Consider the following 15,497-nt stretch of genomic DNA (forward strand, 5'->3'; position numbering starts at 1 on the left):
CCCGACAAAAAAGGGCTCGGCTCGCGCCGGGCCCTTTTTCGTTTCAGCCCTTCTCGGCCTGCGCCAGGTGCGCGGCGATGGCGGCATTGCCAGGGGCCTTGGCCGCCGCTTCACGCAACAGGGCGGTTCCCTGCGAGCGATCGCTTTCGGTCTCGACCATCAGCCAGCCCGCCGTATCCATCACAGCCGGGTTGGCCGGCGCCAGCTTGAGCGCGCGCAACGCGTAGGTGAGGCCGCGCTTGCCGTTGCCGAGCTTGCCCTGCGCGAAGGCCAGATTGTTAAGCACGAGCACGTTGCGTCCGTCCGTGACCGCCAGGATCCGCTCGTAGGCCGTGCTGGCGGCCTGCCAGTTGCCGGCCTTGAGCGCACTGTCGCCGCGCGCGAGTTCCGCCGCCAGCGCCTGCGGCGTCGGACTTTTCGCCCTCGCCGCAAACTCGCCGGCGCGCGGGTCTTGCGCAGCCTGGGCCGCGCGCGCCATCAACGTCAGCACCTCGGGCGCGGCTTCGGGCCGCGACGCGAGCGGAGACAGCGTCTGCACGGCGGCCTTCGGGTCTCCTCCATCGAACTGGGCGCGGGCAAGCAGAAGCGCGGCGATGCGGTTGCCCGGCTCGCGCCGGGCCAACGGCGCAAGCAAGGCGCGGGCCTGTTCGGACTGATCCAGCCCCAGCATCGCCTCGGCATAGAGCAGCAGCGCGTCCGGCCGGCTCGCCAGCGTCGCCTCTCCGGGCTGGAGGATATCGCGGACCTTCGCCCAGTCCTTGCGCGCCGCAGCAGAGCGCGCGCGCAGGTAGGCGACCTGCGGTGAATCGGGAGCAAGTGCGGCGATCTGCGCGATCGCGGCATCCATTTCGGCCGTGCGGCCCAGGTCGCCCAGCACGCCCGCTCGTCCGGTCATTGCGGCAAGGTTGCCGGGATAGCCCGCCGCAGCCTTGTCATAGCTGCGCAGGGCGCGGGCAAGATCGCCCTGTTCGGTCGCGACCTGAGCATCGGCGAGCAGCGAATCGAGCGTGGCCGGAGCCAGCGCAAGCGCCCGGTCCGCCATCTGCCGCGCGCCGCCCGTGTCGCCACTGCGCAGGCGGAAGCGGGCATAGTCGGCATAGAGCCGTGCCTTGTCGCCCGGCGCGCCCAGCCCTGCGGCAAAGGTCTGTGCCGCTGCCTCGTCGTCGCCCGTCACCGCTTGCGCCAGCGCGCGCAGGCGCAGGGCCTCGGCAGAGCTTTGCGATGCCACGAATTGGAGCGCCTCGTCGGGCTCTTCGCGCAGCAGCGCGGCCTCGGCTGCCAGCAGCGACCAGTCCCGAGGCCGCGACACCTGCGGTATCTTGTTCAGTGCCGCGCGGGCGCCATCGCCGTCGCCCTGCGCCAGCGCGTTGCGAGCCGAGAGCAGGAGTGCGCGCGCGTTGCCCGGGTCATCCGCCAGGACGGCGGCAAGATCGATCTGCGCCGCCCGGTGGTCATGCGCCGCCATCGCCTTTTCGGCGCGGTCCACCCGGGTCTGGGGATCGGCGCCGCAACCGGCGAGCAGCAGTGCTAGAGCAAGGGGAATCGTGGTTTTCATCGCCGCGCTTGTGCCATCAAGGACTGAAATTTGGGTGAAGGCGGCGGCATTGCTCGCCCGCCCCCTTCCGACGGCGATGGAAATTGCCCCGCCCCTGCCCTATGGGCCGCGCTTTCACGGATTATCGGAGCATCCAATGGGTTTTCGTTGCGGAATTGTCGGCCTGCCCAACGTCGGCAAATCCACCCTGTTCAACGCGCTGACCGAAACGCAGGCGGCGCAGGCGGCGAACTATCCGTTCTGCACGATCGAGCCGAACGTCGGGAATGTCGGCGTTCCCGATCCCCGGCTCGACACGCTTGCCGGGATCGCCGGCAGCGCGAAGATCATTCCGACCCAGCTCGGCTTCGTCGACATCGCCGGCCTCGTCCGCGGCGCATCGAAGGGAGAGGGCCTCGGCAACCAGTTCCTCGGCAACATCCGGGAGGTCGACGCCATCGTCCACGTCCTGCGCTGCTTCGAGGACGACGACATCCAGCATGTCGAGAACAAGGTCGACCCTATCAGCGATGCCGAGACGGTCGAGACCGAGCTGATGCTCGCCGACCTCGACAGCCTGGAAAAGCGCGTCCCTAACCTCATCAAGAAGGGCCAGCAGGGCGACAAGGAGGCCAAGGCATCGGCCGCGGTCCTCGACCGCGCGCTCGACCTGCTACGCGACGGCAAGCCCGCACGGCTGGTCGAACTGGCCGACGAGGAGGAAACGCGCCTGTTCGCGCAGGCCCAGCTCCTCACCGCCAAGCCGGTCCTCTATGTCTGCAACGTCGAGGAAGCGGCGGCAGGCGAAGGCAACGCCCACTCGGCAGCCGTATTCGCGAAGGCCAAGGCCGAGGGCGCGAACGCGGTCGTCGTCTCCGCCGCGATCGAGGCCGATATCGTGACGATGCCGGTCGAGGACCGCGGCGAGTTTCTGGCCGAGCTCGGCCTGGAGGAAGCCGGCCTCGCCCGCATCATCCGCGCCGGCTACGATCTGCTGCACCTCATCACCTTCTTTACCGTCGGCCCCAAGGAAGCGCGGGCCTGGACGGTCGAGAAAGGCGCCAAAGCGCCCCAGGCGGCTGGCGCGATCCATTCGGATTTCGAACGCGGATTCATCCGGGCGGAAACCATCGCCTATGACGACTATGTCGCGCTGAACGGCGAAAGCGGCGCGCGCGACGCGGGCAAGCTACGCCAGGAGGGCAAGGAATACGTCGTCAAGGACGGTGACGTGCTCCACTTCAAGTTCAACGTCTGACGCGCAACTATAAGTTCAACGTCTGACGCGCAACTTTGCGCTCCTTCACCGGAACCGGGCGCGCGCGGCGCGCGTTCGCGATGACAGGGATCGAGAGGAGTGCCCGATGGCAAAGATAAGCCGGCTGGACTGGCTGGCGAAGTTCGGATTCGCCGCGCGTGGGGTTCTCTACATTCTGCTGGGCTGGATCGCGCTCAACACCCGTTCGCGAACCGACGAGGGCCAGGGCGCGGTGTTCGATACCCTGCATGACATGCCGGCGGGCTCCCTGATCCTCGGCGCGACGCTTGTCGGGCTCGTCGCCTATGGAATCTACCGCCTCGCCTGCGGCGTTTTCGACATCGATCACAAGGGTTCCGAGCCCAAGGGCCTTGGCGGTCGAGCCCTGCAGGTGGGCAGCGGATTCACTCACCTTTTCCTGGCCTTCACGGGATGGAAATACCTTCAGGGCGCCAAGCCAGCCAACAATGCTGGCGACCGGACAAGCGAGCAGGCCGCGCAGACCGTGCTGTCGATGCCGATGGGTTCGTGGGTGCTGATCCTGGTGGGGATCGTGTTCTTCGGCGCGGCGGCCGAGCAGTTGCGCAAGGCCTGGAGGAAGAGCCACATGAAAGGCTGCTCGGCCGAAGCGCCGCCGTTCGTCTGCACCATCGGCCAGATCGGTCTGGCCTCTCGCGCCGTCGTCTTCGCCATCGTCGGCTGGTCGTTCCTTCGCGCCGCGTGGACAGAGGATCACCATGCCGCGCGCGGGCTTGGCAGCGCGCTGGCGGCGCTGCGCGGCCACGACACCGCCTATGTCCTGGCGGCGGCGGGGATGATCCTGTTCGGCGTGTTCAGCCTTCTTCTCGCGCGCTACCGCATCGTGCCGCCGGTCGACGTCGTGAAGGCCGGCAGGGCCAAGGCGGCCGCACTCGCCAGCTAGTCGACGCCGAACGCCTCGAGAATAGGGCAGGGTCCCGCCGCGCTTCCAGCGCATTCACGCGCCAGGCGGCTGAGGGATTCGCGAGCCTTGGAAAGTTCGGCGATCTGGGCGTCGAGAAGTGCGATCCGCTCCTGCGCCATCCGGCGCGCTCGCGGCCGGTCCCCGGTACGGTCCAGCGCCAGCAGCTCATGGATTTCCTCAAGGGTGAATCCCGCCTTCTGGGCCGAACGGACGAAACGAAGCCGCCGCGTGTCGTCCTCGCCATAGTGGCGGATGCCCGATGTCGTACCGCCCCCGGCGCGAGGATTGTCGATCAGGCCCCGGCGCTGGTAGTAACGGACCGTTTCCACGCCCACCCCACCCGCGCGGGCAAGTTCCGAGATCGTCAGCGCCGGCATGCGGACACTCCCTATTGACTCCGTACCACGGTACGGATGCTACAGGCCCCGCCATGGAACACAAGTCTGCCCCAGAAGGAACCGCCACGCTCTACCGCATGGTCATGCCCAAGCACGTCTGTCCCTATGGCCTCAAGTCGCTGCACCTCCTGCGCAAGCGGGGCTACAAGGTGGACGACCGCTGGCTGACGACGCGCGAGGAGACCGATGCCTTCAAGGCCAAGCATCGCGTCAAGACCACGCCGCAGACCTTTATCGACGGCAAGCGCATCGGCGGCCACGACGACCTGCGCCGGCACTTCGGGCTGAAAGTCGCCGATCCCGATGCGACCAGCTATCGTCCGGTCATTGCCGTGTTCGCGATCGCGGCGGCGCTGGCGCTGGCGGCGAGCTACGCCGCTTTCGGGCAGCCCTTCACGGTCCGCGCGGGGGAATGGTGCATCGCCTTTGCGATGGCGCTGCTGGCCATGCTCAAGCTTCAGGACGTCGACCGCTTTGCGACGATGTTCCTGGGCTACGATCTCTTCGCCCGTCGCTGGGTGCCATATGCGACGATCTACCCCTTCGCCGAAGCGGGCGCGGGAGTGCTGATGGCGGCGCATGCGCTCGATTGGCTGTCCATCCCGGTCGCGCTGTTCATCGGCAGCGTCGGGGCGATTTCGGTTTATTACGCCGTCTATATCCAGAAGCGCGAAATCAAGTGCGCGTGCGTCGGGGGATCCAGCAACGTTCCCCTGGGTTTCGTCTCGCTGACGGAGAACGTCATGATGGTGGCGATGGCGCTGTGGATGCTGGCCCGACATTTCTGACAGGGAGTAACTTGTGAAGCTTGAACTTACCGCCACTGCGGCGACCGCACTGGCGATCGCCATGGCCAGCCCCGCGTACGCGCAGATGGCGCCGATGGACCACTCCGCCCATTCGGCCCCCGCTCCAACACCTTCGCCCACACCGGCGCCGGCCCCCAGCCCTTCTTCGGCCCCGGTTCCGGCTCCGATGGACATGAGCGGCATGGACCATTCCGCCATGGACCATTCGACGATGGACCATTCGAAGATGGACCACTCGAAGATGGATCACTCCGGCATGGAGTCCATGGATTCGATGCCCGGCATGGACCATGGAAGCGACGCCGCGATGGCAGGGATGGCAATGGGCGGCGAGGGTTCCGGCACGTCGCGCCTCCCGGCCAACGAAGCGATGGATCATGGTCTTCACCTGCCGCTGGGTAAAGGATCGCTGATGCTTCACGGCTTTGCCTGGGGCGTCCACACCGACCAGGGCGGTCCGCGCGGCGACGACAAGACCTATGTCCAGTCGATGGCCATGCTCACCTACGAGCGTCCGTTCGAAGGCGGCAAGTTAACCGCACGCACGATGATGAGCGCCGAGCCGCTGATGCGCCACGATGGCTACCCCAACCTGTTTGCCACGGGCGAGGTCGCTTATGGAGAGCCGCTTGTCGACCGCCAGCATCCGCACGACCTGTTCATGGAGCTTGCTGCCCGCCTCGACCTCGATGTCGCCGAGGGAACCCGCGTTTTCATTTATGGCGGCCCGGTGGGCGAGCCCGCGCTGGGACCCAGCGCGTTCATGCACCGCGCTTCCGCCAAATATAATCCGGAAGCGCCGATCACCCATCACTGGTTCGATTCGACCCACATCACTTACGGCGTCGTCACCGCCGGCATCGCGAATGAACGCTTCCAGTTCGAGGGTAGCGCGTTTCGCGGACGCGAGCCCGACGAGTTCCGCTGGAACATCGAATCGCCAAAGCTGGACAGCTGGAGCGTTCGGGCGAGCTTTGCCCCCTCTCCTGCCTGGCTCGTGCAGGCCAGCTACGGCCACATCAAGGAGCCCGAGGAGACGCATCCGGGCGAGGACGAGAACCGCACGACCGTCTCGGCGCACTACAACAGCGGCAACGGCCTTTCCGCAATGGCCGCGTTCAGCGCCAAGGACCGGTCGCCCGGGACGACGCTGACCGCATGGCTGGGCGAGGCGAACTGGGACCTGACGAAGCATCACACGCTTTTCGCGCGGGCCGAGAACGTCGCGAACGACGAGCTGTTTCCTGATCACGCAAGCCCCCTGCACGACCAGAAGTTTCGCGTGACCAAGCTGCAGGCCGGCTATGCCTACCGGCTGCCGCTGGGCGAGACGTTCAACCTGGCGCTGGGCGGGACGGTCGCGGCGTTCATGAAACCCGACGCGCTCGATCCCTACTATGGCCGTCACCCGATGGGCTATACCGTCTTCGCGAAGCTCAGCCTGGGCGACTGACCGATTGGCAAAATGCACGGCTTTGCGGGCAACCGCGGCCGTGCTTTATGCGCGCACGATCAGGAGCACGCGCGACCATGCAGTATTACGAAGACCTTGTCCCCGGCAGCATCCAGCGGTTCGGCAGCTATGCGGTGACGCGCGAGGAGGTGCTGGAATTTGCCTCCAAGTACGACCCGCAGGCGTTTCACCTGTCCGACGAGGCGGCGGCCCAGACCCACTTCGGGCGGCTTTCGGCCAGCGGCTGGCATACCGGCGCGATGTCGATGCGGATGATGGTCGACAATCTCAAGGCCAACAAGCAGGCCGGGCTCGGATCGCCGGGGATGGAGAATTTGCGCTGGATCAAGCCGGTCTATCCCGGCGACACGCTGCGCTGCGAGGTCGAACTGCTCGAAAAGCGGCGCAGCGCCTCTCGCCCTGAAATGGGGATCATGCGGTCGGACGTGCGCGTCTTCAACCAGAACGACGAGATGGTGATGAGCATGCGCACCACCGGTTTGATCCAGGTACGGGATCAGGCGGCAGCCGAGGCCTAGCCCGCGATCAGGAGCCGCACTGGACCTGACCGTCCTCGTCGTAAACGACCTGGTCGAACGGATCGGTCACGGTCAGGTGGCCTGGCCAACGCAGCGTCTCGCTGCCGAGCCGGTCGCCGCTCTCCGTCGACCGGGTCAGCGCGACCGACAGTTCCTTGCCCGAATAATGCGACCACGTTCCCATGGGCAGTTTCGCGCTGCCGGGGTCCGAGGCAAGCCGCACGATCCGGTCGTCGAGCTTCATGTAAGAGACCTTGGCCCTGGTCAGCAGGACCGCGCCCATGCTCGATCCCGGAGCGAAGCTGCAGCCCGTGCCGAACAGGTGATTGCGCTCGATATCCCCGTAGAGAATCGGTTGCGGCGCGATCATTCGCGGGGGCGGCTTCTGCTTCTGTATCGCCTCGACTTGCGCGATGTCGCGCGCTTCGCGGCGCGCCTTCTCGGCCGCATCGGGTTCGGACGAACACCCGCCTGCAAGGATCGCAAGGCCAAGTGCCATCGCGGCTTTAACGTCGGCCAAACAGCTTCTCCACTTCCGCCATCGACAGCTTAACCCACGTAGGGCGGCCATGGTTGCATTGGCCCGAACGCGGCGTCACTTCCATCTCGCGCAGCAGGGCATTCATTTCGGCGACCGAAAGGACGCGCCCCGCCCGCACTGAACCGTGGCAGGCCATCGTCGCCAGCACCAGGTCGAGCCGCTCGCCAAGAAGCAGCGCGTCGCCGTTTTGTGCCAGGTCGTCGGCAATGTCGCGCAGCAGCGCGTGGGGATCGCCCTTGGCGAGCGCGGCGGGGACCGCGCGAACGAGCATCGCGGCAGCGCCGAATCGTTCGGCGACCAGACCCATCCGCGCCAGCGTCTCGGCCTGCGCCTCGATCCTGTCGCAGTCGGGCTCGTCGAGTTCGACTACCTCGGGAAGAAGCAACGCCTGGCTCGCTGCGGGTCCCTCGCCCGCCCCGCCGGCACGCAGGCGTTCGAGGACGAGGCGCTCGTGCGCGGCATGCTGGTCGACGAGGACAAGCCCATCGGCCGCCTCCGCCACGATGTAGGTGTTCGCGATCTGCCCGCGCGCGACGCCCAGCGGGTGCTCTTCGGTAACGGGCGCCGCCTCCAAAGCGGGCTCGGCACGTCCTTGCAGCGGCTGTCCCTGCCATGCGCGGGGAGGCTCGGCCTCGCGCAGCGTCGCTGCAGCGCCGGCGCCGTCCCCGCCCCATCCGGCGCCGCCGAAGATTCCGCGCGCCATAGCGTCGGGCGCGAGCGGCTCGGACTGCCACTGCCGCATCGCCGATGCTGCGGGCGCCTGGGCGCTGCGCCGGTCGGCGGTGCCGAGCGCCTCGCGCAGGCCGCTGACGATGAGCCCACGAATCGCGGCCGGATCACGGAAGCGCACCTCGGTCTTGGCCGGATGGACGTTCACGTCGACTTCGCTCGGCGGAACGTCGACGAACAGGGCGAGCACGGCGTGCCGGTCGCGCGCGAGCATGTCGGAATAGGCGCCGCGCACCGCGCCCACGAGTAGCCGGTCCTTCACCGGGCGGCCGTTGACGAACAGGTACTGATGGTCCGCCACGCCGCGGTTGTAAGTGGGCAGCCCCGCGATGCCGCTCAGCCTCACCGGCCCGCGCTCGAAATCCACCGCCACTGCGTTGTCGGCAAGCTCGCGGGCAATCAATTGCGCCGCACGCGCGGCCATGTCGGTGGTGGGCTGCACGTCGATCGCGCGGCGTCCGTCATGCTCGAACAGGAAGCCGACGCCCGGCCGCGCCAAGGCAAGCCGGCGCATCACGTCGAGGCAGGCGGCGTATTCGCTGCGCGCCGAGCGCAGGAACTTGCGCCGTGCAGGGACGCGGGCGAAGATGTCTTCGACCCGGATGCGCGTACCCGGCGGCACTGCCGCGGGCTCGTCGGCAACCACGTCGCCATGGTCGACCACCCGCCGCCAGCCTTCGTCCGATCCCTGCGACCGACTTTCGACCGTGAGACGCGCGACGCTGGCAATTGAAGGCAGCGCCTCGCCCCGAAAGCCCAGCGACGCGACGTTCTCGATCGCCTCGTCGGGCAGTTTCGAGGTCGCGTGGCGTTCGAGCGCGAGCGCGATCTCGTCGCGGTCCATGCCGCAACCGTCGTCGGTCACTTCGAGCAGCGAAAGACCGCCCTCGCCGATGCGCACGGCGATTCGCGCAGCGCCTGCGTCGATCGCGTTTTCGACCAGTTCCTTGAGCGCGGCCGCGGGGCGTTCGACCACTTCGCCGGCGGCGATGCGGTTGACCAGCGTTTCGGGAAGGCGGCGGATTCTGGCCATGTCCCCTGCGTAGCGACGAGTTAACGGTTTTTCGAGACGGTCGGTGGGGATAACCCGGAGGCTGCGGACAAATTTTTGGCCTTTCCCCGCCGCTTCGGTTATGGCCGCGCCTTCTCCCGCCTTTTTACCGGCGAGCGCTTGTCGTGCACCAAACTCGATAAGCGGCTGGATAGCTTACGGAACGCATAGATGGCATCGATGTTCTCGCGATTCTTCAAGTTCGGTTCCCAGAACATGGCCATCGATCTGGGGACGGCCAATACCCTCGTCTACGTTCAGGATCGCGGCATCGTGCTGAACGAACCGTCCGTGGTGGCAATCGAGACGATCAACGGCATCAAGAAGGTCAAGGCGGTCGGCGACGACGCCAAGATGATGATGGGCAAGACCCCGGACAGCATTGAGGCGATCCGCCCGCTGCGCGACGGCGTGATCGCCGACATCGAGGTGGCCGAGGCCATGATCAAGCACTTCATCCAGAAGGTACACGGCAAGAAGTCGATGTTCCGCTATCCGGAAATCGTGATCTGCGTGCCGTCGGGCTCCACCTCGGTCGAGCGCCGCGCGATCCGCGATGCTGCGTCGAACGCCGGCGCCAGTCAGGTCTTCCTGATCGTCGAGCCGATGGCCGCGGCGATCGGTGCCGACATGCCGGTGACCGAGCCTGTCGGGAGCATGGTCGTCGACATCGGCGGCGGCACGACCGAGGTCGCGGTGCTTTCGCTGCGCGGCCTCGCCTACACCACCAGCGTGCGCGTCGGCGGCGACAAAATGGACGAAGCCATCGTCAGCTACGTGCGCCGCCATCACAACCTGCTGATCGGCGAAGCGACCGCCGAGCGGATCAAGAAGGACTACGGCACCGCCATCGTTCCCGCCGACGGCGTGGGCGAGACGATCCACATCAAGGGCCGCGACCTCGTGAACGGCGTGCCCAAGGAAATCACCATCAGCCAGGCCAACGTCGCTGAAGCGCTGTCCGAACCCATCGGCCAGATCGTCGAAGGCGTGCGGATCGCGCTGGAGAACACGGCGCCCGAACTGGCCGCCGACATCGTCGACCAGGGTATCGTGCTCACCGGCGGCGGCGCGCTGATCAAGGGGCTGGACGAACATCTGCGCGAGGAGACGGGCCTGCCGGTCAGCGTGGCCGAAGACCCGCTGTCCTGCGTGGCGCTGGGTACGGGGCGCGCCATGGAAGACCCGGTCTATCGCGGCGTGCTGATGACCGCTTGAGGCGGGGCACGTTCATCCATCGTTGGGGGATTTTCGCTAGCGGGGGCGGCGAAAGGGGACACTTGTAAATGGCGCCGCGCAGCGACCGGCGCCCGGGCTTTTCGCGCAGGGCGCAGTACAGCATCTTTACTGGCTATGTCCTCGCGGTGTTGGGGGCTGGCGCCGGGCTGGTGCTGCTGATCGTCTCGGTAGTCGACCCGGGCAGCTTCGCCTTTCTCCGCCGCGGCGCGGCCGAAGCAGCGGCGCCGCTGGGCGTCGCGGGATCGCACACCCGCACCGCAAGCCGCGGCTTCTTCGCCGGGATCGGCGATTACTTCCAGGCGGCGAGCCAAAACGCGTCGCTCCGTCGCGAAGTCGACATGGCGCGCGCGCGGCAGGTAGAAACCGCCGCGCTGGCCCAGGAGAACCGCCGGTTGAAGGCATTGCTCGGGGTGATCGAACGTGATGGCAAGCCCGTGGCCGCCGCCCGGCTGATCGCCTCGACTACCAGCAGCACGCGCCGCTTCGCTACGATCGACGCCGGCGCGCGGCAAGGCGTGAGCGTGCGCCAGCCTATCCGCTCGGCAACCGGCCTGATCGGGCGCGTGCTCGAAGTCGGTCCCGACACCGCGCGCGTCCTCCTCGTCACCGATCCCGAGAACGTCGTGCCGATCCGCCGCGCAAGCGACGGGGTCGCGGCCTTTTCGCAGGGCCGCTCGGACGGTCGGCTGGTGGTGAAGCTGATCAACATGGGGATCAATCCGCTCAAGATCGGGGATGTCTTCGTGACCTCTGGCTCGGGCGGGCTCTATCGGCCGAACATCCCCGTGGCGGTGGTCGAGACGCTTACCCGCGACGGAGCGATCGCGCGGATCGTCAGCGACCCCGCCGCCGCCGATTTCGTCATAGTCGACCCGGTGTTCGTGCCCTTGCCCGAGCCCACGACGGCCCCCGAGCGCCCGGTAGTGCCGGGGGAAGGTGCGGCCCCGTGAAGGCGCTCCGGCCCGCGACGCTTACCCGCGGGGTTCAGGACCGGGTTGGCGGGCGTTTTCGCAAGCGCATCAACCGCGCCCCTTCGCCGCTGCTCGCGGCCGTAGTACCGTGGGTCTCGGTGATGCTCCTTTCGATGAGCCCCTATTCCCCGATGTTCACGTCCAGCCCGCTGTTACCCCCGCTGGGCTTCATGGCGCTGCTCGGCTGGCGGATGCTGCGGCCGGGAATGCTGCCGATCTGGGCCGGCTTTCCCCTCGGCGCGTGGGACGACCTGTTCAGCGGGCAACCGTTCGGCAGCGCCATCCTGCTGTGGTCCGGCGCGATGATCCTGATGGAGTTCGTCGACGTGCGCGTGCCGTGGCGCGGGTTCTTCCAGGACTGGCTGGTCGCGAGCGGGCTGATCATCGCCTACCTCGTCCTCAGCCTCGCCTTTGCCAACATGACCGGCGGATCGAGCCCGCTGCGCACGATCGCGCCGCAGCTCGTGCTTTCGATCGTCGCGCATCCCATCGTTACCCGCCTGGTCGCCATGCTTGACCGCCTCCGGCTCGTGCCGATCCGAACGGTCGGCCGATGAAGCTGCCGTTTCGCCGCAAGGGCGCGCGTCCCGCCCGCCCCGCGCCGACGTCGATCGCGCTGACCCAGACCTTCAACCGGCGCAGCTTCGTCCTCGGTGCGGTCCAGGGCGGGGTCGGGATCCTGCTGGCGACGCGGATGGGTTATCTCGCCGTCGCGGAGAACGAGAAATACCGGCTGGCCTCGGAAAGCAACCGGGTGAACCTGACGCTGATCCCGCCCCGGCGCGGCTGGGTGCTGGACCGCAACGGCGCTCCGCTGGCATCGAACCGCGCGGACTTCCGGGTCGATCTGGTCCCCGACCGGCTCGTCGATCCCAAGGCCACGATCGCTGAGCTTGCGCAGCTTCTCGAGCTTTCGCCCACGGCGATCCAGGACCTGACCGACAAGCTCGAGAAGGCCCATGGCTTTCAGCCGGTCGAGGTCGCCAGCGGGCTCGATTGGGACAAGTTCGCGGCGGTCAGCGTGCGGTTGCCCGATCTGCCTGGCGTCGTGCCCCAGCGGGGCTTCAGCCGCTTCTACCCCACCGGCGCCGCGGTGGGCCACCTTATCGGCTACGTCGGGACGGTATCGGCCGAGGAATACGAGCGCGAGCGCAATCCGCTCCTGATCACGCCCGGCTTCAAGATTGGCAAGGACGGCATCGAAAAACAGTTCGAGGCGCGGCTGCGCGGCATTCCAGGCGCGCGCCGGGCCGAAGTGACCGCCGGCGGCCGGGTGGTGAAGGACCTCGACACGCGCGAGGACGTGCCAGGCAAGTCGGTCCAGCTTACGATCGATGGTCCGCTGCAACATTATGCCGCCCGCCGCCTTGGCATCGAATCCGGATCGGTGGTGGTGATCGACTGCCTGACCGGCGACCTCCTTTGCGCCGCCTCGATGCCCAGCTTCGATCCGAACAGCTTTTCGGACGGCATCGGCCGGATCGAATGGAAGATGCTGTCGGACGACGACCATGTGCCCTTGCGCAACAAGGTCCTGCGCGGGCTCTACCCGCCGGGCTCCACGGTCAAGCCGATGGTCGCGCTGTCGTTCCTGGAGGCGGGTCTCGATCCCCATGCCGCGGTGAATTGCGCGGGCGGACTTCGCGTCGGCAACCGCGTGTTCCACTGCTGGAACCATCGCGGTCACGGCTCGACCGACATGGCCAAGGGCATTTACCAGAGCTGCGACGTCTACTTCTATCACTTCGCCCAGCAGATCGGGATGGACAAGATCGCGGCGATGGCGCGCCGGCTTGGCCTGGGCCACGAATTCCCCTTGCCCGTTGCAGGCCAGTCCTATGGCACCGTTCCCGATCCGGCGTGGAAGCAGCGCAAGTACGATCAACCGTGGGCGATCTACGACACCGTCAACGCCACGATCGGACAGGGCTACATGCTGGTGAACCCGCTGCAGCAGGCGGTGATGGCGAGCCGCATCGCCAGCGGCAACGCCCTGATGCCCCGCCTTCTCCTCGACCGGCGGCCGCCGCAGATCCAGTCGCTGGGGATCCCGCAGGATCATCTCGATTTTGTCCATGCGGCGATGAGCGAGGTCGTCAACGGCCGCGGCACCGCGGGAAAGGCGCGCTTGCCGGTGCCCGACGTGCTGCTCGCGGGCAAGACCGGCACCGCGCAGGTCGTCGGCCTGAATATCGGCAACGGCAAGGGCGGCTTGTGGAAGCACCGCGACCACGGCCACTTCATCTGCTTTGCCCCGTTCGACAAGCCGCGATATGCCTGCGCAGTGGTGATCGAGCACGGCGGAGGTTCGGGTGCCGCCTACCCCGTCGCGCGTGACGTGATGACGTTCCTGTTCGATCCGGCAAAGGCGATGGAAGTCCTCGAAGGCTACGAAAAGGGCTGGGGCGGCAACATCGAGCAGCGGATGGGGGCCAAGTATGCCGCGGCCGAGGCAAAGTATGGCACCAGCGCCCCTCGCCCCGTCGAATCGCAGATCGAAAGCGCCGTGAACCCCGTCGGCAACGTGGTGCAGGAGCCGCGCACCGCCGAAACCGCCGCCGCGTCCCCCGCGCCCGAGCCGGTGGCCGTCGCCGCTCCAGCCGAGCCCCAACCGGCGCCGGTGCCAGCGATCGTCCTGCCCTCTCCCGTTCCGGCAGGAGGCCCGAACTGATGCAGGCTTCGGTCGTCCCTACCGTCATCGCGCGCCAGCCCTGGCACGTCGTCCTCCCGCTGCTCGCGCTCGTCCTGTTCGGGGCGACCGTGCTCTATTCCGCGGCCGGCGGCAGTCTCGAGCCGTGGGCCCTGACCCACGTGCTGCGCTTCCTCGTCTTCCTGGTCATGGCGATGGTCATCGCGCGACTGCCGCAGCGCCTGTTCCAGCTTGCGGCGTTTCCCGGATACGTCGCGATATGCATCCTGCTCGTCCTCGTCGAAGCGCTCGGCGCGATCGGCGGCGGCAGCCAGCGCTGGCTCAACCTGGGATTCATGACGCTTCAGCCGTCGGAACTGATGAAGCCTGGCATCGTCCTTGCCCTGGCCAGGTTCTACGAATTGTTGCCGCCCAGCGAGAATTCCGGCTGGCGCGCAGTCGTTCCCGCGTTCGCGATCATGGGGCTGCCGATGGGCCTCGTCATGCTCCAGCCCGACCTCGGCACCGCGCTCGCGATCGGCTTCGGCGGGATCGTCGTCATGTTCCTCGCGGGCCTGCCGTTGCGCTGGTTCGTAGGTGGGGGCCTCGCTGGCCTGATCGCCGCACCGATCGCGTTCTTCACGCTGCTCCACGATTATCAGCGCAATCGCGTTCTCGTGTTCCTCGATCCGGAAAGCGATCCGCTGGGCACCGGCTACCACATCACCCAGTCCAAGATCGCGATCGGTTCGGGCGGCTTCTTCGGCAAGGGGTTCGGCATGGGCTCGCAGAGCCACCTCAACTACCTGCCGGAACCGCATACCGACTTCGTCTTTGCAACGATGGCGGAAGAGTGGGGCATGCTCGGCGGCCTGTTCGTGCTGGGAGTGTTCGCGCTCGTCCTGCGCTGGGGCATCCGGGTTGCCCAGGCCGCGCCCGATCGCTTCTCGCGCCTGCTGGCCGCAGGGATGACGCTCACGATCTTCTTCTACGTCGCGATCAACCTCATGATGGTGATGGGCCTGGCGCCCGTCGTCGGCATCCCTCTTCCCTTCATGAGCCACGGCGGCAGTTCCATGATGACGAACATGATCTGCATCGGCGTGATCATGGCGGTGCAGCGCTGGGGCCATCAGCGGCGCGGGAGCAGCGGCCTGCTGTAATCGTGCGATGCGATTGCATTTGAAGGGTTGCAAGCCACGGACGAGCCGCTATAGGCGACGCCTTCCCGCCGCCCGCCGGCCGGATCGAATGGTGTTACGGACGCATAGCTCAGTTGGTAGAGCAGCTGACTCTTAATCAGCGGGTCCTAGGTTCGAGCCCTAGTGCGTCCACCATTTTTCCCATGAATTGAACGTGATCGTGTCCGCTGATGGGCGGGCACTGTCGGGGAATCACTGCCC

The 15,497-nt window shown here is 67.1% G+C and carries 14 protein-coding genes and 1 tRNA gene; 11 read left to right on the top strand and 4 right to left on the bottom strand.

The window, feature by feature from the left end:
* Positions 1–43: 43 nt before the first annotated feature.
* A complete protein-coding gene (locus ACFO0A_RS09255) occupies positions 44–1,555 on the bottom strand; it encodes a tetratricopeptide repeat protein (RefSeq protein ID WP_379538724.1) in 1,512 nt (503 codons plus the stop codon).
* A 136-nt stretch (positions 1,556–1,691) separates the two neighbouring features.
* On the opposite strand from ACFO0A_RS09255, the gene ychF reads away from it, so the two are divergent.
* On the top strand, positions 1,692–2,792 hold the full coding sequence (gene ychF / locus ACFO0A_RS09260; RefSeq protein ID WP_379538725.1) for a redox-regulated ATPase YchF: 1,101 nt from the start codon (positions 1,692–1,694) through the stop codon (positions 2,790–2,792).
* 106 nt (positions 2,793–2,898) lie between these two features.
* Positions 2,899–3,714 (top strand): DUF1206 domain-containing protein, encoded by an 816-nt coding sequence (locus ACFO0A_RS09265; protein ID WP_379538726.1) that lies wholly within the window; start codon positions 2,899–2,901, stop codon positions 3,712–3,714.
* Here the strand turns inward: ACFO0A_RS09265 and ACFO0A_RS09270 are convergent.
* The gene (locus ACFO0A_RS09270; RefSeq protein ID WP_379538727.1) at positions 3,711–4,112 is read right to left on the bottom strand and encodes a MerR family transcriptional regulator; all 402 of its coding nucleotides are present in this window, start codon (positions 4,110–4,112) and stop codon (positions 3,711–3,713) included. The genes ACFO0A_RS09265 and ACFO0A_RS09270 overlap by 4 nt on opposite strands.
* A 53-nt stretch (positions 4,113–4,165) precedes the next feature.
* Here ACFO0A_RS09270 and ACFO0A_RS09275 point away from each other — a divergent pair, with 53 nt between their 5' ends.
* From ACFO0A_RS09275 to ACFO0A_RS09285, 3 genes are all read left to right on the top strand, one after another.
* Complete coding sequence (locus tag ACFO0A_RS09275) at positions 4,166–4,921, top strand: MauE/DoxX family redox-associated membrane protein (RefSeq protein ID WP_379538728.1); 756 nt, start codon at positions 4,166–4,168, stop codon at positions 4,919–4,921.
* Positions 4,922–4,934: 13 nt separating this feature from the next.
* Positions 4,935–6,395, top strand: a complete 1,461-nt coding sequence (locus ACFO0A_RS09280; RefSeq protein ID WP_379538729.1) for a hypothetical protein — start codon at positions 4,935–4,937, stop codon at positions 6,393–6,395.
* A gap of 77 nt (positions 6,396–6,472) precedes the next feature.
* The gene (locus ACFO0A_RS09285; RefSeq protein WP_379538730.1) at positions 6,473–6,934 is read left to right on the top strand and encodes a MaoC family dehydratase; all 462 of its coding nucleotides are present in this window, start codon (positions 6,473–6,475) and stop codon (positions 6,932–6,934) included.
* Positions 6,935–6,941: 7 nt separating this feature from the next.
* Here the strand turns inward: ACFO0A_RS09285 and ACFO0A_RS09290 are convergent, their stop codons facing one another.
* Positions 6,942–7,454, bottom strand: a complete 513-nt coding sequence (locus ACFO0A_RS09290) for a hypothetical protein (RefSeq protein ID WP_379538731.1) — start codon at positions 7,452–7,454, stop codon at positions 6,942–6,944.
* Positions 7,441–9,237 carry a DNA mismatch repair endonuclease MutL gene (mutL, locus tag ACFO0A_RS09295; protein ID WP_379538732.1) on the bottom strand — a complete coding sequence of 599 codons (1,797 nt, stop codon included), beginning with the start codon at positions 9,235–9,237 and terminating at the stop codon, positions 7,441–7,443. Before mutL ends, ACFO0A_RS09290 begins: the two co-directional genes overlap by 14 nt.
* A gap of 189 nt (positions 9,238–9,426) precedes the next feature.
* On the opposite strand from mutL, the gene ACFO0A_RS09300 reads away from it, so the two are divergent.
* From ACFO0A_RS09300 to ACFO0A_RS09325, 6 genes are all read left to right on the top strand, one after another.
* Positions 9,427–10,473, top strand: coding sequence for a rod shape-determining protein (locus ACFO0A_RS09300; RefSeq protein ID WP_379538733.1), 1,047 nt, complete (start codon positions 9,427–9,429; stop codon positions 10,471–10,473).
* A gap of 68 nt (positions 10,474–10,541) precedes the next feature.
* Positions 10,542–11,444 (top strand): rod shape-determining protein MreC, encoded by a 903-nt coding sequence (gene mreC, locus ACFO0A_RS09305; RefSeq protein ID WP_379538734.1) that lies wholly within the window; start codon positions 10,542–10,544, stop codon positions 11,442–11,444.
* The gene (locus ACFO0A_RS09310; protein ID WP_379538735.1) at positions 11,441–12,022 is read left to right on the top strand and encodes a rod shape-determining protein MreD; all 582 of its coding nucleotides are present in this window, start codon (positions 11,441–11,443) and stop codon (positions 12,020–12,022) included. The genes mreC and ACFO0A_RS09310 overlap by 4 nt, the downstream gene beginning before the upstream one ends.
* Positions 12,019–14,136, top strand: coding sequence for a penicillin-binding protein 2 (mrdA, locus tag ACFO0A_RS09315; protein WP_379538736.1), 2,118 nt, complete (start codon positions 12,019–12,021; stop codon positions 14,134–14,136). The genes ACFO0A_RS09310 and mrdA overlap by 4 nt, the downstream gene beginning before the upstream one ends.
* Positions 14,136–15,257: a rod shape-determining protein RodA gene (rodA, locus tag ACFO0A_RS09320; protein ID WP_379538737.1), complete on the top strand. Its 1,122-nt coding sequence runs from the start codon at positions 14,136–14,138 to the stop codon at positions 15,255–15,257. Before mrdA ends, rodA begins: the two co-directional genes overlap by 1 nt.
* Before the next feature lie 98 nt (positions 15,258–15,355).
* Positions 15,356–15,431 (top strand) — tRNA-Lys (locus ACFO0A_RS09325).
* The last annotated feature ends 66 nt before the right edge of the window (positions 15,432–15,497 follow it).

Origin of the sequence: Novosphingobium tardum (assembly GCF_042652045.1) — a bacterium.
Classification (GTDB): domain Bacteria; phylum Pseudomonadota; class Alphaproteobacteria; order Sphingomonadales; family Sphingomonadaceae; genus Novosphingobium; species Novosphingobium tardum.